Below are 21,550 nucleotides of genomic sequence, written 5' to 3'. Positions count from 1 at the left end.
CCCACAAGAACCTGCGCTATTGAGGCCGGACCAACAGGTGACTCATCGCCGTTTTGAGCTTCATCGGCCGCACCGGTTTGTGCATCAGGGTGTGGCCGCGTTCGCGGATCTGCTGCTTGAGTTCGTTGCTGTAGTTGGCGGTGATCATCATCGCCGGGATCGGCGTGGCCCGCCGGGCATTGATCCGCGCCACGGCGTCCACGCCGTTCTGGTCATGGTCCAGGTGATAGTCGGCGATCAGCAGGTCCACCTCGGCGTGATCGCTGTCCAGCTGACGCGCCAGATCCTCCTCGGACAACGCAGTCACCACCCGGCACCCCCACCCCTCGAGCAACGTGCGCATACCGGCGCAGATCGCCGCGTCGTTGTCCAACACCCAGACTCGCGCGCCACGCAAGCGTTCGAGCATGGGTTCGCTCATGTCCAGGCACGGTTGCGGCTTGGGCGCGGTGGCGCTCAAGGGTACATCGATGGCGAACATCGAGCCCTTGCCCGGCCATGAACGCACTTGGATCCGATGCCCGAGGATGCCGGCGATCTTTTCGACGATCGCCAGCCCCAGGCCCAACCCGCGATCCTGGTCCGGGCGCTGCACGTCGCCGCGTTTGAACTCCTGGAAGATTTCCTCCAGGCGCTCCTCGGCGATGCCGATGCCACTGTCCCAGACCTGGATCGAGACGCGCTGGCGGTGCCGCCGGCATCCCAGCACGATTCTGCCGCTGGGGGTGTAGCGAATGGCGTTGCTCAACAGGTTGCGCAAGATCCGTGCGAGCAGTTGCATATCGCTGCGCACCAGCACCGAACACGGCACGAAGCGCAGTTCCAGGCCTTCACTGCGGGCCACCTGCGCATATTCAGCGGCCAGGTTTTCCAGCAATTCGCTGAGGGCGAAGGGTGCGATATCCGCCTTGATCACCCCGGCATCGAGTTTGGAAATGTCCACTAATGTACCGAGCAGATTCTCCACGTCCTGCAAGGAATTGCTCACATTGCGCACCAGTTGAGCATTCGCCACCGGCTCACGGCGTTCGAGCAAGGCGCTGGTGAACAACCGGGCGGCGTTGAGCGGTTGCAGCAGGTCATGGCTGACCGCCGCGAGGAATTTGGTTTTCGACAGGTTGGCCTGCTCGGCCTCTTGCTTGGCTTCGCGCAGGCGCACCTCCACCCGGCTGCGCTCGTCGATTTCACGTCGCAATTGATCATTGAGGGTGGTCAGCTCGGCGGTGCGCTCCTGGACCCGCTGCTCCAGGTTCTGATAAGCCTGATGCAGCGCCTCGGCGGTGCGGCGGCGCTCGGTGATGTCGCGAATCAGCACGAAGATCCCCACCACCTCGCCGTTGGCCAGCCGGTTCGGCACGTAGGAGCGCAGCATGTAGCGTTCCTGGTTGTTGATGTTGGTTTCGGCGAATTCGAACGTCACGCTTTCACCCGCCAATGCCCGGGCCACGTAAGCCTCCAGGCGCTGGTAATGCTGCTCGCTGTGGGCCTCGCGCAGGCTCTGGCCGAGCATTACGCCCCGTGGCCAGCAATACCACTGCTCGTAGACTTTGTTGGTGAACTCATAGACCAGATCGGCGTTGAGGTAGGCAATGAGTGCCGGGACGTGATCGGTGATCAGCCGGATCCAGCGCTCGCTTTCACTCAACGCTTCGGCGTGCTGATAACGCTCGGTGATGTCGGTAAAGGTGTTGACGTAGCCGCCGGTGGGCAGCGGATGGGTACGGATTTCCAGGACCCGGCCGTCGGACAGGCGCTGCTCGCACTCGTGGATCAATCGACCGTTGCTGTCGCGGCTGGCGGGGGTCAGCAGTTGCAGTTCGCTGTCGGCGATCACCTCGTTGAACGGCCGGTGGGCCGCCACTGGTGCCAGGCCGCTGAGCTCCAGGAAGCGACGGTTCCACAATTCAAGCACGCCCTGGGCATTGACCATCGCCATGCCCTGGGAGAGGTTGTCCACCGCGCGCTGCAACAAATGGGATTTCTGCGCGACAGCCTGTTCGCGGCGCACGGTTTCACTGAGCTTGACGTCGGTGATATCGGTGAACAGGATCACCCGTCCGCCTTCCTGGGTCGGCCGTTCGCTGACCTGCAACCAGCGCCCGTTCTGCAAACGGTACAGCACATGCTCATCGCCCGGCCCCCGGGTTTCCTCGCTGAACAAGCCGTTGGCGGTCATCAGGCGCTTGACCTCGCCCAGTCGCATCCCGGCGATGATGCGCACTCGACTGTGGGCCCAGAATGCCTTGAAACGGCTGTTGAACAACACGATGCGCTGTTGTTCATCGAACAGCACGAATGCATCGGAAATGCTCTCGATGGCGTCGATCAGATGTCGGTGGGCCGTTTCCGCCCGCAGCCGCGCCTCGCCCAGCAAGTGATTGCCGGCCTTGAGCTCGGCCATGGCCTGGTTCAGCGCGTCGGTGCGTTCGCGGACCTGTTCGGCCAACACCACCGAATGCTGGAATGCCGCATACGGATCGCTGCCTCGGGTCACGCCGGATTCCACCCGCTCGATCAGTGCCTCGTTGATGCGCCGCAACTTACGGTTTTCGTGCTGCAGGTGAGCGATTTGCGCCTGCAGGTCAGCGGTGGCCGGGGACGCGATGTCGGGCAATGGCAACTCCGGTAAAGGTCTGGTTGATGTGCATGCCATTGAACTGTTCTCCGTAGGTGTTGAAGCCCATCACCCGTTGTTCCCGCAGAAACTGCCCGATTTGCTCCAGGCCGCCACGGTCCTCCAGCTCCAGACGCCTGAGGAAACAATCGCAACCGATGGTCAGCAAGAGATCGCCGAGGCGTGCCTGCAAGCCTTCGAACAGGTCTTGCAGGTTGGTCAGCAAGGGACCGGGAGTCATGGCCGTCAGGACGATGCCGTTCTCCACCGCGCAGTAGAAACTCAGGCTCAGGTCCGGGTGCACCTGCTGGATGGCCCGCACGTAGTATTGATCGTTGATGCGCACCGCCAGCGGATGCGCCGCGAAGACCCGGTAATCGAGGCCGCTGACCGGCACGCCGATATGCCGGGCGTATTCCTCGGCGGCGGGTTCGGCGTTGAGTTCATAGACCCGGCGAGAGGTACTGTCGGCACCGGTCACCACCAGTTTCTCCTGCCGGGGCAGGATGTGATGGGTGGTAAAGACTTCAAAGGCCAGCCAGGTGTTGATCAACACCACGACGGCCGCACCGCTGTGGAACTGGCCTTCGAAGTACACGTGGGTATGGGTCAGGTAATTGTCGTCGCCGGCCGAACCACCGAAATGCGGAATGTCTCCCAGGGCGGCACTCAGCGCCGCCAGGACCATTTCTTCACGGCTGGACAGGCCATCCAGCAAGGTCAGCGCAAAGCTGTGGCCTTTGATCGGTGCCAGGGCATTGCTGCGACAAGCGCCGGCCAGCCGTTCGACCATCTGCTGGGCGTCGATCAGGCTGAAATGCTCCATCTCACCGATCAATTCGGCGGCAATGGAAAAATGCCGGTGATCGAACCCCACCGCCGTCACACAGTTGCGACCGTACCCCTGTGGGGTGATCTCCCCCGCGCTGGTGCAACCCACCAGGCGAATGCCACCGAAACTTTGCGAGAGCGCCTGGCCCAGGGCGGGCAGATTGTACTCGGCGGAACAGAAAAACAGCACGAACCCCAGGTAGGGATGCAGCAGCTGACGCGCCAGTTCCTGGGCCGCTTGCTGGACATCCGTTGCCTGGGACATCGCGCTGACCACGCCTTCGTTCTGGGCCTGCTGCATGGTTGCCTCCGTGGTGAGAGCCTTGAGTGTACGAAGCCGAGCCGGGGCGACGAATGCTACTTGGGTAGCGGGTGGGCGCTTCCATGGGAGGAGAACAGCGAAGGCCCCGGCCGCGATGCGCACGGCTGGAGCCTTCAAAAACCCGATCCGAATAGCCTTTACAGCCGTTCTATAGGATTACCAGGTCAACACCGCCCCCACCGCAAAGGTGTCGGTGTCTTCGTTCTGGGCGCTGGTGTCGTGGCCGTTGATTTCGAACTGGTTGTACTCAGCCACGAGCTTGAGGTTGTCATTGACGTCGTGGAACAAGGCGATGCCGCGGGTTTCGTAATCGGCACCGCTGCCCACCACGCCGTTACCGTCGTCATCGGTCTTGCCGTAGGACAGGGCCAGCCGGTTTTTACCCAACTTGTACGAGCCCTGGAGCAGGTAACCCTTGCTGTCGACGTTACGCAGCGTGGCTTCGCCGGCGTTGTTGGTGAAGAACGGGTTGATGCCTTTGGCCTGAAACCCGGAGCCTGTGAGCGACAGCCCACCCATCTTGGCCTGGACGCCGTAGCCCAGGCCTTTGGAGGTCACCGATTCGACCGTGGAGTCGGTGTTTTCCGACGTCTGGTAGCTGCCGTTGAGCCAGCTGTATATCTTCGCCCCGCCCAGGTCGAACTGGTAGGTAATCTCGCTCTCGGTGCGTGGGTTTTCCTGGTAGGCCTTGCCGGTGGCGCTGTTGTCGTTGGTGTCCACCGGATCCATGATCCCCACCGCCACTCGCAGCCCATCCATCACAGGAGTCCGGTAGGTGATTTGCGACGTCGGGAACGGATAGGGATAACCGCTGCCGATGTTGCCGAACGACACACCGCCACCGTCCACCAACCCCAGAGTGTCGCTGACCTGGCCGTAACCGGCCAACAGTTCGTCCAGCAGAATATTGGAGCGGGCAAACAGGCCGAAGTCCTTGCCGATCAACACCTCGCCCCATTCGGGATTGGCGACGGTACCGTAGAACTGGCGCACATCGATAGCGGTGTCGGTGCCGTTGGTTTCGCTGTCGTTGATGGTCACCCAGAATGACGCACGGGCGCCAAGCTTGAGGTCATCGACCTGCTTGCCCATGTTGAAGCCCAGGTAGTTGGGCAAAAAACCCATCTTGACCCGCGACTGACGACGATCGAACTGCTCACCGGCGCGGTCCACGTCACTGTTGACGTAGAAGGCATTGATGTAGCCGTCAGTGGAAAACGTGGTCTGGTCCTTGTCGTACAGCATGATTTCGGCCTGGGCCCAGGGCGTCAGCCCAAGGGTCGAAAGGCTGGCGATGACCGCAGGCAAAAAACGGTGGCGGGTATTTTTATTGTTGTGCATGGCGCGCTCCGCAACAGGGGACGGGATGTCGGAGGCGATTATCGAAAGGCTGGTGGCGGCGCCATACGCTGCCTTGGAGGTAAATGGCGGCTGCTTTGGAAGCGCCGGGCCGGCGCGGTTGTTTGGGCGTAAGACTGCAATGCTCGGAGGCGCAATACTTCAGGCCCAACCCTATCCACCTGTGGGAGCGGGCTTGCTCGCGAAAGCGGTGAATCAGTCACAAAATGTGCTGGCTGATACATCACATTCGCGAGCAAGTCCGCTCCCACCGTGGAGGTAGCCACCCGGGCGATGGATGTCTACGCTTTAGAACCTGGGTTTGACGATTTTCCAATCCGGCCGATAGCGCTGCATCTGCCGCACATCGTCGCGCTGGCGGATGCCGCAGCTGAGGAACTGGTCATGCAGCTTGCCCAGTTGATCACGATCCAGCTCCAGCCCAAGGCCCGGCGCCCGGGTTATTTTCACGCAGCCATCGACGATGGGCAGCTTGCCGCCCTTGATGACTTCTTCGTCCGGCTCCTGCCATGGGTAATGGGTGTCACAGGCGTAGTCCAGGTTCGGCACGGCGGCGGCCACATGGGCCATGGCCATCAGGCTGATGCCCAGGTGTGAGTTCGAATGCATGGATACCCCCAGGCCAAAGGTGGCGCACATTTTCGCCAATGCCTGGGTGTCCCTCAGCCCGCCCCAGTAATGGTGGTCCGCCAGGACAATCTGCACGCTGTTGAGCGCCACGCTGCGGCGGAACTCGTCGAAGTCGGTCACCACCATGTTGGTTGCCAGCGGCAGACCGGTTCGCTTGTGCAATTGGGCCATGCCTTCCAGGCCCGGCGTCGGGTCTTCGTAGTACTGGAGGTCATCGCCCAGCAATTCGGCCATGCGGATGGACGTTTCCAGGGACCAGTTGGCATTCGGATCGATGCGCAGCGGGTAGCCGGGGAACGCCTTTTTCAAGGCCTTGATGCACGCCACCTCATGCTCCGGTTCCAGGGCGCCGGCCTTGAGCTTGATGCTCTTGAAACCGTAATCCTGGATCATGCGCCGGGCCTGAGCGACGATCTGCTGCTCATCCAGGGCCTCACCCCAGCTGTCTGGCGGGTAAGGTGAATCGATGTGTTCGGCGTACTTGAAAAACAGATAAGCGCTGAACGGCACTTCGTCGCGAATCGCCCCGCCCAGCAGATCCACCAGCGGAACGTTCAGGTATCGGGCCTGAAGATCCAGGCATGCCACTTCAAAGGCTGAGTAAGCATTGCTGACCGCCTTGCTCGCATGAGACCCCGGCGCCAGCTCCGCCCCGGCCACGCTGGCCGGCCTCTGCGCAGCCACGGTGGCCTGAACGATGGCTCGCAATTGGTTGAGGTTGAACGGGTCCAGTCCAATCAACTGGCTCTGCAGTTGTTGCTGGATCGCCAGGGCCGGCGCATCGCCATAGCTTTCTCCCAGACCAATGTAGCCATTGTCACTCTCGATCTCGATGATCGAGCGCAGTGCGAACGGCTCGTGGATGCCGCTGGCATTGAGCAAGGGCGGATCGCGAAAGGCAATGGGTGTAACGGTGACGCGTTTGATCTTCATACAGCGGCTCCCGATGGGCCAGGGTTCAGGGCTTGGTTTTTTTCCGGCGGGTCGACGGCTTCGACGGTTTCGCGCCGACCGGACAAGGAGTTGGGCGTGTCACGCCCCGGTGTCGTCCGGGCGAAGAAGATCACCACGGCGGCGATCAGCGAAGTGATCGCCAGCCCGTACAGACCGCCCTCGATGGAGCCGGTGGTCTGTTCCAGGAAACCGAAAGCCGTGGGGGCGACAAAACCGCCGAGGTTGCCGATGGAGTTGATCAAGGCAATCACCGCCGCAGCGATACGGGCATCCAGATAGCCCTGCGGGATGGGCCAGAACAACGCCGACGCTGCCTTGAAACCGATGGCCGCGAAGCAGATCGCAACGAAGGCGAACACCGGTCCGCCGGTGGTGGACATGAACATACCGAACGCCGCAATCACCAGGGTCACGGCGACCCAGGCCTGCTGGAATTTCCATCGACTGGCCAGGGCAGCGAAGCCGTACATCGCCACGATGGAAATGATCCACGGGATGGAATTGAGCAGGCCGACCTGGAAATCCCCCAGGCCGCCCATTTTCTTGATCATGCTGGGCAGCCAGAACGTGGCGCCGTAGATGGTCAGGGCGATGGAAAAATAGATGAAGCAGAACAATGCAATCTGACGGTCGGCCAACAGCTTGAACATCGACGGCTTGATCACCTGGGCGGCTTCCCTGGCCCGTTGCTCCTCGGCAATGGTGGCAATCAGCACGGTCTTCTCTTCGGCCGTCAGCCATCTGGCCTGGCTAGGGTGCGATTGCAGCCAGAACCAGACAAAACCGCACAGCACGATGGAGGCAAACCCTTCGATCAGGAACATCCACTGCCAGCCATGCAGGCCCATGCCGCTGATATGCAACAAGGCACCCGACACGGGGCCGGAAATCACCGAGGCAATCGCCGAACCGCTGAGGAAAATCGCCATGGCCTTGCCGCGTTCGTTCGCGGGCAACCATTGGGTGAAGTAGTAGATGATGCCGGGAAAGAAGCCCGCCTCCGCCGCGCCGAGGATGAAACGCAACACATAGAAACTGGTTTCGCCGCGCACGAAGGCCATTGCCATTGCCGCCGCGCCCCAGGTGAACATGATCCGCGTCAGCCAGGCGCGAGCACCGTAGCGTTGCAGCAGCATGTTGGAGGGCACTTCGAACAGCGCATAACCGACAAAGAACAGCCCGGCGCCCAGGCCGTAGGCCGCGGCACCGATGCCCAGGTCGGTTTCCAGGTGGCTGCGCACGAAGCCGATGTTGACCCGGTCGATGTAGTTGACGATGAACATCACCACCACCAGGGGCAGGACATGACGTTTGACCTTGGCGGCGGCAAGCGCCAGGGTGCTGTCATGCGTGGAGTCCGATACGTTACTCAAGGGAGCCTCCCAATCATTGTTTTTGTGGGGAACGGCTCGATGATGGACGGGGCATATTGTTTCCGTCTAATCTAACTTGGCACTTGATTGATACCTGGATTGAATCAATGTTCGAACTCGCCCAACTGCGCTGCTTCACCACCGTGGCGACTGAACTGAATTTTCGTCGCGCCGCCGAACGGTTGAACATGACCCAGCCACCGCTGAGCCGGCAGATCCAATTGCTCGAGCATCACCTGGGCGTCGAGCTGTTCACCCGCAGCACCCGCAGCGTGGCCCTTACGGCAGCCGGTCGGGCATTCTTCATCGAAGCGCAGAACCTGTTGCAACAGGCACAACAGGCCGCCGTGGCCGCGCGGCGATTCGCCCAAGGCGACATCGGCTCGGTCACCATCAGCTTTGTCGGCAGCGCGGTGTATGAATTCCTGCCCAAAGTGATTGCCGAGGCCCGGCTGAAACAGCCCCAGGTCAAGATCGTCCTGTCGGAGATGAACACCTACCAGCAACACGAGGCCCTGCGCGCCCGCCGCATCGACCTCGGGATCGTCCGCTCGCCGCTACTGGAAACCGGTTACGCCACCGAATGCCTGGTGCGCGAGCCCTTCGTCCTGGCAGTGCCCGCCGGCCATCCGCTGGCCCGCGCCGAATCCGTCAATGTGCAAGACCTCGATGCCCAACCCTTCCTCATGTACTCCCACTCCGCCTACCCGCCGTTCAACGAACTGCTCACCGGCATGCTCCGCTCGGCGCGGGTCGCGCCGCAATTCGTGCAATGGCTGGGGTCATCGTTGACGATCCTTGCGCTGGTCAACGCCGGCATGGGCCTGGCGCTGGTGCCCCGGTGTGCCACCAGCGTGGTGTTCAAACAGGTGGTGTTTCGCGAGATCGATTTGGGCGAAGGGGTGCAGAGCGAATTGCATCTGGTATGGCGCGAGGACAACGACAATCCGGCGTTCACCATGTTGCTGGACGGGATCCGCGGGGCGGTTCGCGAAGGAATGTGACATCAACCACGGCGTTGGGCTATTCCCGTTGCCCCAAACTAGTTGTACGATGACCGATGAGCGTAAGCAATCTTCGTCCGCTCCTTTGCCCGACAACTACAAAAACAAGGAAAGATCATGAGAAAAGCCAAATTGCTGATGGGCTTCGTTTGCCTGTTCAGCGGCTACGTCGCCGCCGCCCCCGCAACGGCCGAACAAGAAGTGGCCGAAGCGGTCGATCACCTGACCCAGGCCATGCTTCACAAAGACATCCCACAACTCCAGGCCCTGGCTTCCGAAAACCTGACCTACGGCCATTCCAGCGGAAACATCCAGGACAAGAAAGCCTTCATTGCCGATATCGAAACGGGCAAGAGCGCGTTCAAGAGCCTGGAAATGAAGAACCAGAAAATCACCCTGTCCGGCGACACCGCCCTGGTGCGTAACCACTTCTCGGCCCAGGCTCTCAAGGGCACTGAAGTGGTGCCGACGGAAATCGAGAACTTTCAGATCTGGCAGAAGCAGAAGGATGGCAAGTGGCTGCTTATCGGTCGTCAGGCGTTCCGGTTCTGATCGCGAATCGATTCAGGCGTTTTCTGTGGCGGCTTCCGGGTGAGTGCTTCGCACTCAAGCGGGTGCAGGCGCTCTCGCCACAGGGAGCGCCTTCAGGCGCGGGTCAGGCACCGGCCCACTGTTGCCGGTATTCCAACAGGAACTCCACGAACGCACGCACCCGTTGCGGCACGTATCGACCATGGGGGTACAACAGAGTGAAAGGACGTGACCGACCGCTGTACGGCTGCAGCACCTCCACCAGGCTGCCGTCCGCCAGTTCCTTTTCGATGATGAAACGGTGAGTCTGGAACAGCCCCGCCCCGTGTTTGGCCAGCGTCACGCCACCCAGTACGTCATCCGAACAGCTATAGCTGCCTTGAGCGAAGAGCTCTTTTTCCTTGCCCTCCACATTGAACAGCCAGGAAATCCGCCGCCCGCTGCTGGGCAATTCGAACTGTATGCATTCGTGATCGTCGAGGTCTTCCAGGGTCTGCGGCGTGCCCGCCGTGCGTAGATAATCCGGGGACGCGACCACGACCAGTCGGGCATCCTCCAGCAACCGGGCGATCATCGAAGAGTCCGGCTGCGCCCGCACCCGGATCGCCAGGTCATAGCCTTCTGCAACGAAATCAATGTTCCGGTTGCTTAAATGGATATCCACGCTGACCTGCGGGTAGCGCGCCCGAAAGGCTGGCAGCAGCGGTAGGATCCGGTGATGGCCATAGGTGGTGGGCAGGCTGATGCGCAGTTGCCCGGACGGCACCGATTGCGCGCCCATCACCTCCTGCTGCGCCTCGACCAGTTGCGTCAATGCCTGGCGGCATTGTTCGAAGTAGGTCCTGCCGGCTTCGGTCAGCCGGATACTGCGTGTGGTCCGCACGAAAAGACGCGAGCCCAGGCGCTCTTCCAGGCGAAAGATCGAGCGGCTCACGGCCGCTGGCGTCACGCCTGCCACCTGGGCCGCCGCCGTAAAGCTGCCCGCCTCGGCCGCCAGGCAGAAGAGTTCGATACTGCCGAGCTGCAAGTCTTCGAAGTGCCGCTTCATGATTTATTACACCAAGTATCAACTGAATATTCCCGACGCCTGTTTACCATCCTGCTACGTATAAATACAGTGGCCTTCGGTTGCGCAGGAATTGTCCTGCGTCCATTTCCCAACAACTGGAGTGCAACATGCCTTTCGTGAACGTACGCATTACCCGTGACGGCGTGACCCGCGAGCAAAAAGCCCAGGTGATCTCGGAAATCACCGAAACCCTCCAGCGCGTGCTGGGCAAGGACCCGCACCTGACTCACATCGTGATCGAGGAAGTCGACACGGATAACTGGGGGTATGCAGGGATGACGACGACGGCGTATCGAAGTCTTCCGAAGGAGTGATGAGGGGTAGTGCCTTTCCGAGCCCGGTCCAGCGACCGGGCTTTTTCATTGGTCCTGCATACAATCCTGTGGGAGCGGGCTTGCTCGCGAAAGCGGTGTGTCAGCAGCGAATATGTAACTGAACCACCACCTTCGTGAGCAAGCCCGCTCCCACATCAGCGGTGATGACAGGAAGATTGATTACACCACGTATCAACTCAAGTACCAGAGCCCCCATTTATCAAACTCCGGTGCAGCAATAACCTGATCCCAACCAGCGCCCACACGGGCACAACGGTTCAACTCAACGATCAGGAGTCACAACATGAGCAGCAAAAAAACCGTCATCATCACCGGCGCCTCCAGCGGCATCGGCCTGGGTCTGGTCAAGGCGTTTCTGGATAAGGGGTACAACGTGGTCGGCAACGCCCGTTCCCAGTCCGGCCTCGATGATGCTGCCGCACAACTCGGCCACCCGGCCGGTTTCATCGGCGTGGCGGGCGATATCGCCGCTCCGGCTACCTCCACTGCGCTCATCGCCAAAGCCATCGAGGCCTTCGGAGCCGTTGACGGGTTGGTGAACAACGCCGGGTTTTTCTTGCCCAAACCCTTCGTCGAATACAGCCCCCAGGATCTGGAAGCGCTGCTGGACACCAACCTCAAGGGGCTCGTCTACGCCAGCCAGGCAGCCGCCGCGCACATGGTCGGCCGGCAGCAGGGTTTCATCATCAACATCTCGGCCGCGGTAGCCCTGCAACCGAACATCCAAGTGCCTGCCGCCCTGCCGGTGCTGATCAAGGGCGGCGTCAACCAGATGACCCGTGCCCTGGCGCTGGAACTGTCACCCCATCACATCAAGGTCAACGCGGTCGCGCCCGGCATCATCGACACGCCCATGCATGACCCGGCACACCGCGAATTCCTCAACAACCTGGCCCCGGCTGGTCGTGTGGGCACCATCGAAGAAATCGCCGAAGCCGTGCTGTACCTGGCGGGTGCCGACTTCACGACTGGCGCGATCCTGCCGGTGGACGGCGGGATGAGCACCGGCAAGTGGTAAAAAGAAAACCCCGGAGGCAGGCAAGTCCTCCGGGGTTTTCATGAAGCGCGGGATTCAGAGCGTGTAGGAGATGCCGGCCTGCACGGTTCGCGGTGCGCCTGGGTAAGCGTAGACGCCGCCAAACGCGCCCTCCTCATAATCGGCGTCGAACAGGTTCTTCAAGTCCAGGTTCAGGCGGATCCGTTCGTTGACCTTGTAGTAGCCGAGCAGGTCCACGACGGTGTAACTATCCATGGTAAAGGTGCTGGCCGCGGTATTGCCGGCCCGCTCGTCGACGTACCGGGTACCCAAGCCCAGGCCGAGCCCCTTGAGGCCACCGTCCTGGAACTCGTAGACGTTCAACAGGCTGAAGCTGTTCTTGGGTACGTTGAGCAGGCGGGTGCCGGACGGGATACTGATGTCCTTGGTCACTTCGGCATCGACGTAGGCGTAGCCCCCAATCACGCGCCACTCCGGCGTCAGGTTGCCGGCCACGTTCAGGTCAAAACCACGGCTGCGCACCTCTCCGGCGGCTACGTTGAAGGTGGTGTCCAGCGGGTCGGGGGTGAGCACATTGCGCTTTTCGATCTGATAGATCGCCGCGTCGACGCTCAACTGGCGGTCCAGCGCTTCCCACTTGATCCCCATTTCGTAGGACTTGCCTTCTTCCGGCTTGAAGCCTCCGCCCTCACGACGGGCACCGGTGTTGGGTTTGAAAGAGCGGGCAGTGTTGGCGTAGACAGCCACCGTGTCGGTCAGGTCGTAGGTCACGCCCAGACGCGGAGTGACCGCATTATGACTGGTGTCCCAATTTCGGCTGCCGGGAGGATTCTGTGGGACGAAAGACTCGTACTCATGCTCGAACCGCTCGAAACGTGCCCCTGCCAGTACTTTCAAGCGCTCGGTGAGCGCCACTTGGTCCTGGACGAACACACCCAAGGTTTTGAGATTCTCTTGGTCATCGGTGGGCTTGCGCGTCAACGCAGGACGAGGCTGCCCATAGACCGGGTCGAAGATATCGATCGGGTAGGCACCTGCCCCTGCAGCGGAGCGTTGGATGATGGACTGGTACTGGTAGTCCTCGTACTCGATACCCGTCAGCAACGTATGCTCGAACCCGCCAGTGGAGAAGTGCCCGGTGAGGTTGAGCTGGGTGTCACGGTCGGTCCATTCCAACTTGCGATAGTTGAAGTTGCGCCCCAGGGTACGCCCGTCGGCAGCGATGCCGTTGCCTTCCACCGCATTGCCCTGCAAGGTGCCGTCGAGCCACTGGGTGCCGCCGGCCAGGGTCCAGTCGTCGTTGAGCATGTGTTCGAAGCGCACCTGCAACATATTGTTGTCGTTGTGCAGCTTGCCGGCGTCTTTTTCGCCGAAGAAGGTATCGCGCGAGGCGGTGCCGCGCTGGCCGGGGTAATGGGTCAGGCCACGGTCCAGCGGTGCATTGTTGCGCATGAAATCGCCTTCGAAGGTCAGGCGCGTGGTGTCGTTGAGCTGCCAGGTGACCACGGGCGCGATGCCATAGCGCTCGGTCTCGACGTGATCGCGGAAGGTGTCGCCGCCCTCGCCTATCACGTTCAGCCGGTAAGCCAGGCGGCCCTCTTCGTCCAGCGGCCCGGAGGCGTCCAGGGTGCCTCGACGCATCCCCTGGTCATTGACCTGGCTGCCCAGGGTCACCGTGCGCTCGGCCAATGGTTGCTTGGACACCACGTTGAATGTCCCGCCCGGGTCGCCACGGCCATACAGCATGGTGGCCGGGCCGCGCAGCACTTCCAGCCGCTCGATGGTGTTGGCATCGGGCATATTCGGGTAGCCACGGTTGATCGGGAAACCATTGCGGTAGAACTCTCCGGTGGTGAAGCCGCGCACCGTGAATGTGGTCAGCCCCTGGCCGCCGAAATTGTTGGCCCGACCCACCCCACCGGCGTAATCGAGAGCCTCTTGCAGGCGCGTGGCGCCAAGGTCTTCCACGACGTCGCGGGACACCACTGAGATGGATTGCGGCGTTTCGTGGATCGCCGTATCGGTGCGGGTTGCGCTGGCGGAACGGGTGGCGTGGTAGCCCTTCACCGGACCTTTTGCAGTCTCGTAATCAGCGCTCCCGATGACGTCGGTGGCTTGCAGTTCTAGCGTTGCCGGGCTGGCCGCGACGGGCTCCTCTGCCCAGGTGGATAAGGAGTAAGCCTGAAGCACACACAGTGAAACGAGAATCCGACGCATCGATGCACAATCCTAATGACAGAACACCGGCCACCTGAGGCCGACAAGAATGTGTCGCGAAAGATACAGCAACTCATTCCTATTTGATATACGTTCCCATTAGTATCTTTCCGGACTCCCACAGCGCTAACGCGCTTCCTCTATCCGCTGAAAAAACCTCTGTGCGCGAACATCCTGGACGTAAGCCACATTCAGCCGCAACCAGTCGCACGCCTCCCCCGCCGGCATGAAGCGGGCGCTGTCGGAAAGCTGGACCTGCGTTTCACGCGCAATCTGCTGCACCCGCCCGCTCTCCAGATGCCGGGGCCGGGCCCAGACGAACAGCCCTCCTGTCGGCTCGGCGAACACCTCCCAATGCCCCTTGTCCAGCAGGCGAAGCGTGCTCGCCATTTGCTTGTTCAAGCGCTGGCGCAAGCGCTGGAGCAGCTTGCGATACGCCCCGTTGGCCAACAGGGTCGCCACGACATTTTCCGCCAGCAGAGAGCAACCGATGCCAGTCACCATCTTCACTTCGGCCAGGCGCTGGATGATGTCGGGTGGGGCGACGACATAACCGATGCGCAATGAACTGGAGAGCGTCTTGGAAAAACTGGCGAGGTAGATCACCCGGTCCAGGCCAGCGAGCGCGGCCAGGCGAGTCGTCGCGCCGTTCTGGAAGTCCGCGTAGATGTCGTCCTCGATAAGGCGCAAATCATGCTGGGTCGCCAGTTGCAACAACCGATACGCCACGCCCGGCGCCAGGCTGGTGCCGGTGGGGTTCTGGTACATGCTGTTGATGAAGAAACAAGAGGGTTTGTGCCGCGCCAGCAACCGCTCCAGGCATTCGAGATCAGGGCCCTCGGCGGTCCTGGGAACCGCCAGGGTCCTGACACCGTACAGCCTCAACAGATTGAACAGGTTGTAATAACCGGGGCTCTCCACCAGCACCAGATCACCGGGCTTGAGCAGCGTGCGCACTAACAGGTCAAGGCCGTGGCTCGCTCCTTGGGTGGTGATGATCTGCTGGGGATCGACGTGGATATCAATCAGCCCCAGGCGTTTTTGAATGTGCTGGCGTAAGTGGGCAGAACCCAGCGGGGTGCTGTAGTTGAACAAGGACTGGCTGTCACTGCGCACCACTTGGCGGATCGCCTGGCCCAGGTCGGTGTCGTCGCGCCAGGCATCCGGCAGCCAGCCACACCCCAGCTTGAGCTGCGTCGACGCATTATCGAACAACGACCACGGGCCATCGCCGGTCTCAACGTCCGGTTCCGTCGGGCAGGAACGCTGCTGCGCCACGAAAAAGCCCGAGCCATGGCGGGACTCCAGGACGCCGCTGGCGACCATCCGGTCATAAGCCTTGATGACCGACGACAGGCTCACGCCATTTTCCTGGGCCAGGGACCGGATGGAAGGCATCCGGGCGCCGGGACGGATACGTTGCGCGTTTATCCAGCCTGTGAGGTGCGTCACGAGCTGCCGGATCACGGGCACCCCGGCATTGCGATCGATATTCAGGTCCATGGCGACGCTCTTGGCGAAGTGTTCTCGATTTTTAAGCGAACAGTTAAACACAAATGGTTCGGATGTGTTCCTTGTCCGTGTGAAGCCCGGACGTGATAGTCGCCCAAACGCCTCAACCTTCAGGAAACACTTTGAACACACAGCACCGGCACGCGTGGGGACTGGCTTTCGGTCTCTGCCTGATCACCCTTGCAGTCAACCTGCAAGCCCCGCTCTATACCACCTACGCGCAAGCCTCCGGCTATGGCGCCGGCGCTACGGCGGTGGCGTTTTCATGTTATGTGTTGGGGGTGTTACCCGTCCTGCTCGCCTTCGGTGGACTGCCTGACCGGGTGGGACGCAAACCCTTGATATTGATAGCGCTGGGTCTGTCGATGGTGGCGACTGTGATGACCTTGCTCTGGCCGAATCTGGTCGCGCTGGGCCTGGCACGATTGATGATGGGGCTGGGCACGGGATTGGCCTCGGCGACATCGACGGCCTATATGAGCGAACTGCTGGCAAACGACGAACCCCGTGCCTGCGCCAATCGGGTCACGGCCAGCACGTCCCTGGGCTTTGGTCTTGGCGCAGCGCTGACCAGCCTGTTCCTGCTGATGTACCCCAGTGTCGTTCCAGGGAGCTTCTGGTTGCAATTGGGATTGGCCGCTATCGCAATGGTCGTGGTTTCACGTCTGCCGGACCCTGCGCCGAAGACCCGCCGCGCCCGCATGTTGCGCCCGCCACTGTTCCCGGCCGGCAGCCTGCCCTATAGCTTTTCGATGCTGCTGGCCTGGGCCACCTCAGGCCTGGTGATCGCCATTCTGCCCTCGGTACTGGCCACCCACGATCTACAGCGCTGGTCGGGGCTCTCGACCTTCACGGTCATCAGCTGCGGCTTGCTCTTCCAGCCCTGGGTACGACGGATGCAACCGGCCCGCGCCACCGGGTTGGGCTTGTTGGTCTTGCCCCTGAGCTATGGATTGTTGGCCTGGGGGGCCAGCCAGGGATCGCTCAGTGCGGTACTGCTGGGAGCGCTGGGGGCCAGCAGCGCGTGCTACGGCTTTCTGTACCTGGGCGGGTTGTCGGCGATCACGACCCTGGCAGGGGCGGAAAAAGCCCGGGTCAGCGCCGGATTCTTTCTGTTCGCCTACGTCGGGTTCAGCATTCCCGTGGTGGTGACCGGGGTGTTGGCGGACCATTTTGGCGCTGATGTGGCGTTGATTCTGTTCGGGGTGGCGTTGTCGTTGGGTGCGTCGGTCACGGGATTAGTCATTGTTCGGACAGAAGCGTACGTAACCCGCATCCAAGATCCAGGACAGCTCGACACCCCTTCTGCCAAGTCGTATACCATATCCCCATCTCAGCCAGCCGACCCGTCGCCGTGACCTTATCCAAGTTCAACCTGCCAGACCTGGGCAACACCCCCTCCACTTCGGAAATCATCACCCGTCACCTGCGCGACGCCATCGTGGCCGGGCATTTTGCCGAGGACGAGCCGATTCGCCAGGACGACATTGCCCGTCAGTTCAATGTCAGCAAGATCCCTGTGCGCGAAGCCCTCAAGCGGCTGGAGGCCGAAGGCCTGGTGATGTTTCAGCGCAATCGCGGAGCGATGGTCACGCGCATTTCCGAAGCGGAACTGGCGCAGATGTTCGAGGTGCGGATGCTGCTCGAAGACAAAGTGCTGCGCCTGGCGATTCCGAACATGACCGAAGACACCTTCACCCGTGCCGAGGCCATCTGCCGCGAGTTCATCGGCGAGGACGACGTGGGACGCTGGGCCGAGCTCAACTGGCAGTTGCACGCCTGCCTGTACGAGCCGGCGCAACGCCCCTTCATGGTCAGCCTGATCCGCTCGGTCCACGACAAGCTGGAGCGCTACCTGCGCATGCAGATGAGCCTGTCGGCCGGCAAGGAACGCGCCGATCATGAACACCGGGAAATCGTCGACGCCTGCCGCGCCAGGGATGTGGAACGGGCAGTGAGGCTGCTGGACGAGCACATCGCCGGCGTCTGCAAGACCTTGTTCGAGTTCCTGCCGCCCAGTCATTGAGCCCACCCCAACACCCCCTGTGTAGCTGGAGCTTGTGGGTGTTGCGGCTGTGCCGATTTCGTCATCAGCACCGGATAAAACCATCAAGCCGCCGACCCTCGGTGCGGGCCACGCTTGCGTTCACTCATCTGAACGGGAGCGGCCTGTCCATGAAACGCATTACCGTCATCGATTCCCACACCGGCGGCGAGCCAACCCGCCTGGTCATCGACGGCTTTCCCGACCTGGGCCGCGGCAGCATGGCCGAGCGCAGGCAACGGCTGGCCGAGGAGCACGATGCCTGGCGCACGGCCTGCGTGCTGGAACCCCGCGGCAGTGACGTACTGGTAGGCGCACTGCTCTGTGAACCGGTGGACCCGAAGGCCTGTGCCGGGGTGATCTTTTTCAACAACAGTGGCTACCTGGGCATGTGCGGTCACGGCACCATCGGACTGGTAGCGTCCCTGGCCCATTTGGGCCGGATCGGCCCCGGCGTGCATGCCATCGAAACCCCGGTGGGCACCGTCCAGGCGACCTTGCACGAAGATCGCTCGGTCAGCGTGCGCAACGTACCCGCCTACCGTTACCGCAAGGCACTGAGCGTGGAAGTGCCCGGCATCGGCCCGGTGGTGGGTGACGTGGCCTGGGGCGGTAACTGGTTTTTCCTGATCGCCGACCATGGCCAGCGCGTGGCGGGCGACAACCTCGACGCGTTGACCGCCTACACCTTCGCCGTGCAACAGGCCTTGGAACAGCAAGGCTTTCGCGGCGAAGACGGCGGCCTGATCGACCACATCGAACTGTTCGCCGAAGACCCGCACGCCGACAGCCGCAACTTCGTGCTCTGCCCCGGCAAAGCCTATGACCGCTCTCCCTGCGGCACCGGCACCAGCGCCAAACTGGCGTGCCTGGCGGCGGACGGCAAGTTGCAACCCGGACAGATCTGGCGCCAGGCGAGTGTCATCGGCAGCGAGTTCGAAGGTTCCTACGAACCGGCGGGCGAGCGCATCGTGCCCACCATTCGCGGTCGCGCCTTCATCAGTAACGAAGCCTCGCTGATCATCGAACCGGATGATCCGTTCGCCTGGGGCATTTGTCCGTGAACGAAGCGCCTGTGGCCGATGTGATCGTCATCGGTGCCGGCATCATCGGCGCGGCCTGCGCCAGGGTATTGGCCCGGCGCGGCCTGGAAGTACTGGTGCTGGATGCCGGCTGGCAGGGCGCGACAGCCGCCGGCATGGGCCATCTGCTGGTGCTGGACGACAACCCGGCGGAACTGGCCCTGAGCCAATACTCCCTGCAACGTTGGCGCGAGCTCGCCCGACTGCTGCCCGAGCACTGCGCCATGCGTAACAACGGCACCTTGTGGCTGGCCGCCAATGCAGAAGAAATGGCGGTAGCCCACGACAAATACCGCAATCTGGCGGCCCATGGCGAAGCTTGTGAGCTGATCGGCCGGGCGACCCTGCGCCAGCGCGAGCCCGAACTGCGCGAAGGCCTCGAAGGCGGGTTGCTGATCAAGGGCGACTGCATCCTCTACGCCCCGGCCGCCACTCGCTGGATGCTGGATTCACCGGGTATCCGCCAGCAACGGGCGCAGGTCAGCGAAGTGGATGGCCGGCGCGTGCGCCTGGACGATGGTCGCTGGCTGAGCGCCGAGGCGGTGATCCTCGCCAATGGCATCCAGGCCACCGAGTTATGCCCGGAACTGCCCATCGAACCGAAAAAGGGCCATCTGCTGATCACTGATCGCTACCCCGCCACCGTCACCCATACCCTGGTGGAGCTGGGTTATGTCACCAGCGCCCACAATGCCAGCGGTCCCTCGGTGGCGTGCAACATCCAGCCACGCCCGACCGGACAGTTGTTCATTGGCGCCTCGCGGCAGTTCGGAACCGTCGATCCGCAGGTGGAAGGCTGGATGCTGGCGAAAATGCTCAAGCGCGCCGTCGAGTACATGCCGGGGCTGGCGCACCTCAACGGCATTCGCGCCTGGACCGGTTTCCGAGCCGCCAGCCCCGATGGCCTGCCGTTGGTGGGCCAACATCCGCAGCGCAAGGGGTTATGGCTGGCGGTGGGGCATGAAGGGCTGGGCGTCACCACGGCACCGGCGACGGCCGATCTGCTGGTCGCCCAACTGTTCAACGAAACGTCACCGTTGGCGGCACAGCCTTATCTGCCGCAGCGCTTCCTTGGGGAACCGGTCCATGCCTGAATTATTACTGGATGGTCATCCATTATCCGTCGCCAGTGGAACCAGCGTCGCGGCAGCATTGGCACTGGGCTCAGACGGCAGCAGCCGCACCTCGGTCAGCGGCCAGCGCCGGGCGCCCTTGTGCGGCATGGGCATCTGCCAGGAATGCCGGGTACTGATCGACGGCCAGCGGCGCCTGGCGTGCCAGACGCTGTGCCGAGACGGCATGCAAGTGCAGACCCGACCATGAACGAAACCACCGACCTGCTGATCATCGGCGCCGGCCCCGCCGGCATGGCCGCCGCCCTCGCCGCGGCGAGCAGTGGCGCATCCATTGTGCTGCTGGACGACAACCCACTGCCGGGCGGACAGATCTGGCGCGACGGCCCCCAAGCCAACCTGCCCACCGAGGCACGACGCCTGCGCGAATGGCTGCTCGCCCGCACCAATGTGCGCTGCCATCCTGGCACCCGCGTGATTGCCCGCGCAGCCGACCAGACATTGCTGGTGGAGGACGCCAAACACGGCTGGCAGATCCGCTACGAGCGCTTGATCCTGTGCACCGGCGCCCGCGAACTGCTGCTGCCCTTCCCCGGCTGGACGCTACCCGGCGTGACCGGTGCCGGCGGCTTGCAGGCGTTGATCAAGGGCGGCCTGCCGGTACGCGGCGAACGGTTGGTAATCGCCGGCAGCGGGCCCTTGTTGCTGGCCAGCGCCGCCACGGCGCGGCACCAAGGTGCGCAAGTGCTGCGGATCGCCGAGCAGGCCGGTCGCGCTGCCGTGGCCGGTTTCGTCGCGCAATTGCCCTGCTGGCCGGGCAAGTTCGTACAGGCGTTCAGCTTGTTCGACGGCCACTACCGCACTGACACCCATGTGGTGCAAGCCTACGGGGACGAACGACTCGAAGGCGTGCGCCTGCTGCAACACGGCAAGCCCATCGAGCTGGCCTGCGACCGGTTGGCCTGCGGCTTCGGCCTCATCCCCAATACCCAGCTCGGTCAGGCCCTGGGCTGTGAGTTGACAGGCAACGCCCTGGCGGTGGATAGCTGGCAAGCGACCACCCGCCCCGGCCATTACGCCGCTGGCGAATGCACCGGTTTCGGTGGAAGCGAACTGGCGCTTGTGGAAGGTGCCATCGCCGGACACGCGGCGGTCGACGATACGGCCGCCGCCCGACGCCTGTGGTCGCGTCGTGCACATTGGCAGGCTTTCGCCAGGACGTTGAACAAGGCGTTCGCCCTCGATGCACGGCTCAAAAACCTGGCCCGCGCCGAAACCCTGGTCTGCCGCTGCGAAGATGTGGCCTATGGCGAGCTGACCGGACATCCGAACTGGCGCGAAGCGAAACTGGCGAGCCGCTGCGGCATGGGCGCATGCCAGGGTCGGGTGTGCGGCGCGGCGCTGGAATATCTGCTTGGCTGGACACCGCCGGTGCCGCGTCCGCCCTTCAGTCCGGCGAGGATTGAAACCTTGCTGGAGCTGGAAGAATTCCCGCGCAACTGAATCCTGGTATCTGTATTGGGTCTGCCGGCCTCATCGCGAGCAGGCTCGCTCCCACAGGGATCCGGGGTAGAGAAGTTGCATTTGCGACTGATCTCGACCT

The 21,550-nt window shown here is 62.3% G+C and carries 18 protein-coding genes; 10 read left to right on the top strand and 8 right to left on the bottom strand.

All coding sequences use genetic code 11. The features are described 5' to 3' along the window. Positions 1 to 16: 16 nt before the first annotated feature. The 5 genes from nahK to AD666_RS09405 form a co-directional block, all read right to left on the bottom strand. The gene (gene nahK, locus AD666_RS09425) at positions 17 to 2,653 is read right to left on the bottom strand and encodes a hybrid sensor histidine kinase/response regulator NahK/ErcS' (protein WP_082339721.1); all 2,637 of its coding nucleotides are present in this window, start codon (positions 2,651 to 2,653) and stop codon (positions 17 to 19) included. Beyond that, on the bottom strand, positions 2,583 to 3,746 hold the full coding sequence (gene nosP, locus AD666_RS09420) for a nitric oxide-sensing protein NosP (RefSeq protein ID WP_053150719.1): 1,164 nt from the start codon (positions 3,744 to 3,746) through the stop codon (positions 2,583 to 2,585). Before nosP ends, nahK begins: the two co-directional genes overlap by 71 nt. Positions 3,747 to 3,923: 177 nt before the next feature. Beyond that, positions 3,924 to 5,108 carry a porin gene (locus AD666_RS09415; RefSeq protein WP_053150714.1) on the bottom strand — a complete coding sequence of 395 codons (1,185 nt, stop codon included), beginning with the start codon at positions 5,106 to 5,108 and terminating at the stop codon, positions 3,924 to 3,926. A 306-nt stretch (positions 5,109 to 5,414) separates the two neighbouring features. Then, on the bottom strand, positions 5,415 to 6,689 hold the full coding sequence (locus AD666_RS09410; RefSeq protein WP_053150711.1) for a glucarate dehydratase family protein: 1,275 nt from the start codon (positions 6,687 to 6,689) through the stop codon (positions 5,415 to 5,417). Then, on the bottom strand, positions 6,686 to 8,083 hold the full coding sequence (locus AD666_RS09405) for an MFS transporter (RefSeq protein WP_053150708.1): 1,398 nt from the start codon (positions 8,081 to 8,083) through the stop codon (positions 6,686 to 6,688). Before AD666_RS09405 ends, AD666_RS09410 begins: the two co-directional genes overlap by 4 nt. Before the next feature lie 107 nt (positions 8,084 to 8,190). On the opposite strand from AD666_RS09405, the gene AD666_RS09400 reads away from it, so the two are divergent. Together AD666_RS09400 and AD666_RS09395 are read left to right on the top strand one after the other, a co-directional pair. Then, entirely contained in the window at positions 8,191 to 9,087 is an 897-nt protein-coding gene (locus AD666_RS09400) for a LysR substrate-binding domain-containing protein (RefSeq protein ID WP_053150705.1), read from the top strand. Between the two features lie 117 nt (positions 9,088 to 9,204). Beyond that, positions 9,205 to 9,639, top strand: coding sequence for a nuclear transport factor 2 family protein (locus tag AD666_RS09395; protein WP_053150703.1), 435 nt, complete (start codon positions 9,205 to 9,207; stop codon positions 9,637 to 9,639). Positions 9,640 to 9,742: 103 nt separating this feature from the next. On the opposite strand, the gene AD666_RS09390 is transcribed toward AD666_RS09395, so the two are convergent. Next, the gene (locus AD666_RS09390) at positions 9,743 to 10,666 is read right to left on the bottom strand and encodes a LysR family transcriptional regulator (protein WP_053150699.1); all 924 of its coding nucleotides are present in this window, start codon (positions 10,664 to 10,666) and stop codon (positions 9,743 to 9,745) included. 128 nt (positions 10,667 to 10,794) lie between these two features. Between AD666_RS09390 and AD666_RS09385 the strand changes: the two genes are divergently transcribed. Continuing rightward, entirely contained in the window at positions 10,795 to 11,001 is a 207-nt protein-coding gene (locus AD666_RS09385; protein ID WP_013693518.1) for a 4-oxalocrotonate tautomerase family protein, read from the top strand. Between the two features lie 304 nt (positions 11,002 to 11,305). Further along, on the top strand, positions 11,306 to 12,040 hold the full coding sequence (locus tag AD666_RS09380) for an SDR family NAD(P)-dependent oxidoreductase (protein WP_053150695.1): 735 nt from the start codon (positions 11,306 to 11,308) through the stop codon (positions 12,038 to 12,040). 54 nt (positions 12,041 to 12,094) lie between these two features. Here AD666_RS09380 and AD666_RS09375 read toward each other — a convergent pair whose 3' ends face one another. Continuing rightward, a complete protein-coding gene (locus tag AD666_RS09375; protein WP_053150691.1) occupies positions 12,095 to 14,236 on the bottom strand; it encodes a TonB-dependent siderophore receptor in 2,142 nt (713 codons plus the stop codon). A 126-nt stretch (positions 14,237 to 14,362) separates the two neighbouring features. After that, positions 14,363 to 15,739: a PLP-dependent aminotransferase family protein gene (locus AD666_RS09370; RefSeq protein ID WP_053150688.1), complete on the bottom strand. Its 1,377-nt coding sequence runs from the start codon at positions 15,737 to 15,739 to the stop codon at positions 14,363 to 14,365. Between the two features lie 131 nt (positions 15,740 to 15,870). Here AD666_RS09370 and AD666_RS09365 point away from each other — a divergent pair, with 131 nt between their 5' ends. From AD666_RS09365 to AD666_RS09340, 6 genes are all read left to right on the top strand, one after another. Next, positions 15,871 to 17,106: an MFS transporter gene (locus AD666_RS09365; RefSeq protein ID WP_082339719.1), complete on the top strand. Its 1,236-nt coding sequence runs from the start codon at positions 15,871 to 15,873 to the stop codon at positions 17,104 to 17,106. Continuing rightward, complete coding sequence (locus AD666_RS09360; RefSeq protein WP_053150684.1) at positions 17,103 to 17,774, top strand: GntR family transcriptional regulator; 672 nt, start codon at positions 17,103 to 17,105, stop codon at positions 17,772 to 17,774. Before AD666_RS09365 ends, AD666_RS09360 begins: the two co-directional genes overlap by 4 nt. Positions 17,775 to 17,923: 149 nt before the next feature. Next, positions 17,924 to 18,856 (top strand): 4-hydroxyproline epimerase, encoded by a 933-nt coding sequence (locus AD666_RS09355; RefSeq protein WP_053150681.1) that lies wholly within the window; start codon positions 17,924 to 17,926, stop codon positions 18,854 to 18,856. Further along, a complete protein-coding gene (locus AD666_RS09350) occupies positions 18,853 to 19,968 on the top strand; it encodes an FAD-binding oxidoreductase (RefSeq protein WP_053150678.1) in 1,116 nt (371 codons plus the stop codon). Before AD666_RS09355 ends, AD666_RS09350 begins: the two co-directional genes overlap by 4 nt. Continuing rightward, positions 19,961 to 20,197: a 2Fe-2S iron-sulfur cluster-binding protein gene (locus AD666_RS09345; RefSeq protein ID WP_053150675.1), complete on the top strand. Its 237-nt coding sequence runs from the start codon at positions 19,961 to 19,963 to the stop codon at positions 20,195 to 20,197. Before AD666_RS09350 ends, AD666_RS09345 begins: the two co-directional genes overlap by 8 nt. After that, on the top strand, positions 20,194 to 21,450 hold the full coding sequence (locus AD666_RS09340; protein WP_053150673.1) for an FAD/NAD(P)-binding oxidoreductase: 1,257 nt from the start codon (positions 20,194 to 20,196) through the stop codon (positions 21,448 to 21,450). Before AD666_RS09345 ends, AD666_RS09340 begins: the two co-directional genes overlap by 4 nt. Positions 21,451 to 21,550: the final 100 nt, after the last annotated feature.

Source organism: Pseudomonas sp. Pf153, assembly GCF_001269775.1.
Taxonomy (GTDB): Bacteria; Pseudomonadota; Gammaproteobacteria; order Pseudomonadales; family Pseudomonadaceae; genus Aquipseudomonas; species Aquipseudomonas uvaldensis.
This window is presented reverse-complemented; position numbering and strand designations above follow the sequence as displayed.

Bases quoted from the DNA above. Each gene is read 5' to 3' on its own strand.
- nahK (WP_082339721.1), bottom strand. From the start codon at position 2,653: ATGGCATGCACATCAACCAGACCTTTACCGGAGTTGCCATTGCCCGAC.
- nosP (WP_053150719.1), bottom strand. From the start codon at position 3,746: ATGCAGCAGGCCCAGAACGAAGGCGTGGTCAGCGCGATGTCCCAGGCA.
- AD666_RS09415 (WP_053150714.1), bottom strand. From the start codon at position 5,108: ATGCACAACAATAAAAATACCCGCCACCGTTTTTTGCCTGCGGTCATC.
- AD666_RS09410 (WP_053150711.1), bottom strand. From the start codon at position 6,689: ATGAAGATCAAACGCGTCACCGTTACACCCATTGCCTTTCGCGATCCG.
- AD666_RS09400 (WP_053150705.1), top strand. From the start codon at position 8,191: ATGTTCGAACTCGCCCAACTGCGCTGCTTCACCACCGTGGCGACTGAA.
- AD666_RS09395 (WP_053150703.1), top strand. From the start codon at position 9,205: ATGAGAAAAGCCAAATTGCTGATGGGCTTCGTTTGCCTGTTCAGCGGC.
- AD666_RS09390 (WP_053150699.1), bottom strand. From the start codon at position 10,666: ATGAAGCGGCACTTCGAAGACTTGCAGCTCGGCAGTATCGAACTCTTC.
- AD666_RS09385 (WP_013693518.1), top strand. From the start codon at position 10,795: ATGCCTTTCGTGAACGTACGCATTACCCGTGACGGCGTGACCCGCGAG.
- AD666_RS09380 (WP_053150695.1), top strand. From the start codon at position 11,306: ATGAGCAGCAAAAAAACCGTCATCATCACCGGCGCCTCCAGCGGCATC.
- AD666_RS09375 (WP_053150691.1), bottom strand. From the start codon at position 14,236: ATGCGTCGGATTCTCGTTTCACTGTGTGTGCTTCAGGCTTACTCCTTA.
- AD666_RS09370 (WP_053150688.1), bottom strand. From the start codon at position 15,739: ATGGACCTGAATATCGATCGCAATGCCGGGGTGCCCGTGATCCGGCAG.
- AD666_RS09355 (WP_053150681.1), top strand. From the start codon at position 17,924: ATGAAACGCATTACCGTCATCGATTCCCACACCGGCGGCGAGCCAACC.
- AD666_RS09345 (WP_053150675.1), top strand. From the start codon at position 19,961: ATGCCTGAATTATTACTGGATGGTCATCCATTATCCGTCGCCAGTGGA.
- AD666_RS09340 (WP_053150673.1), top strand. From the start codon at position 20,194: ATGAACGAAACCACCGACCTGCTGATCATCGGCGCCGGCCCCGCCGGC.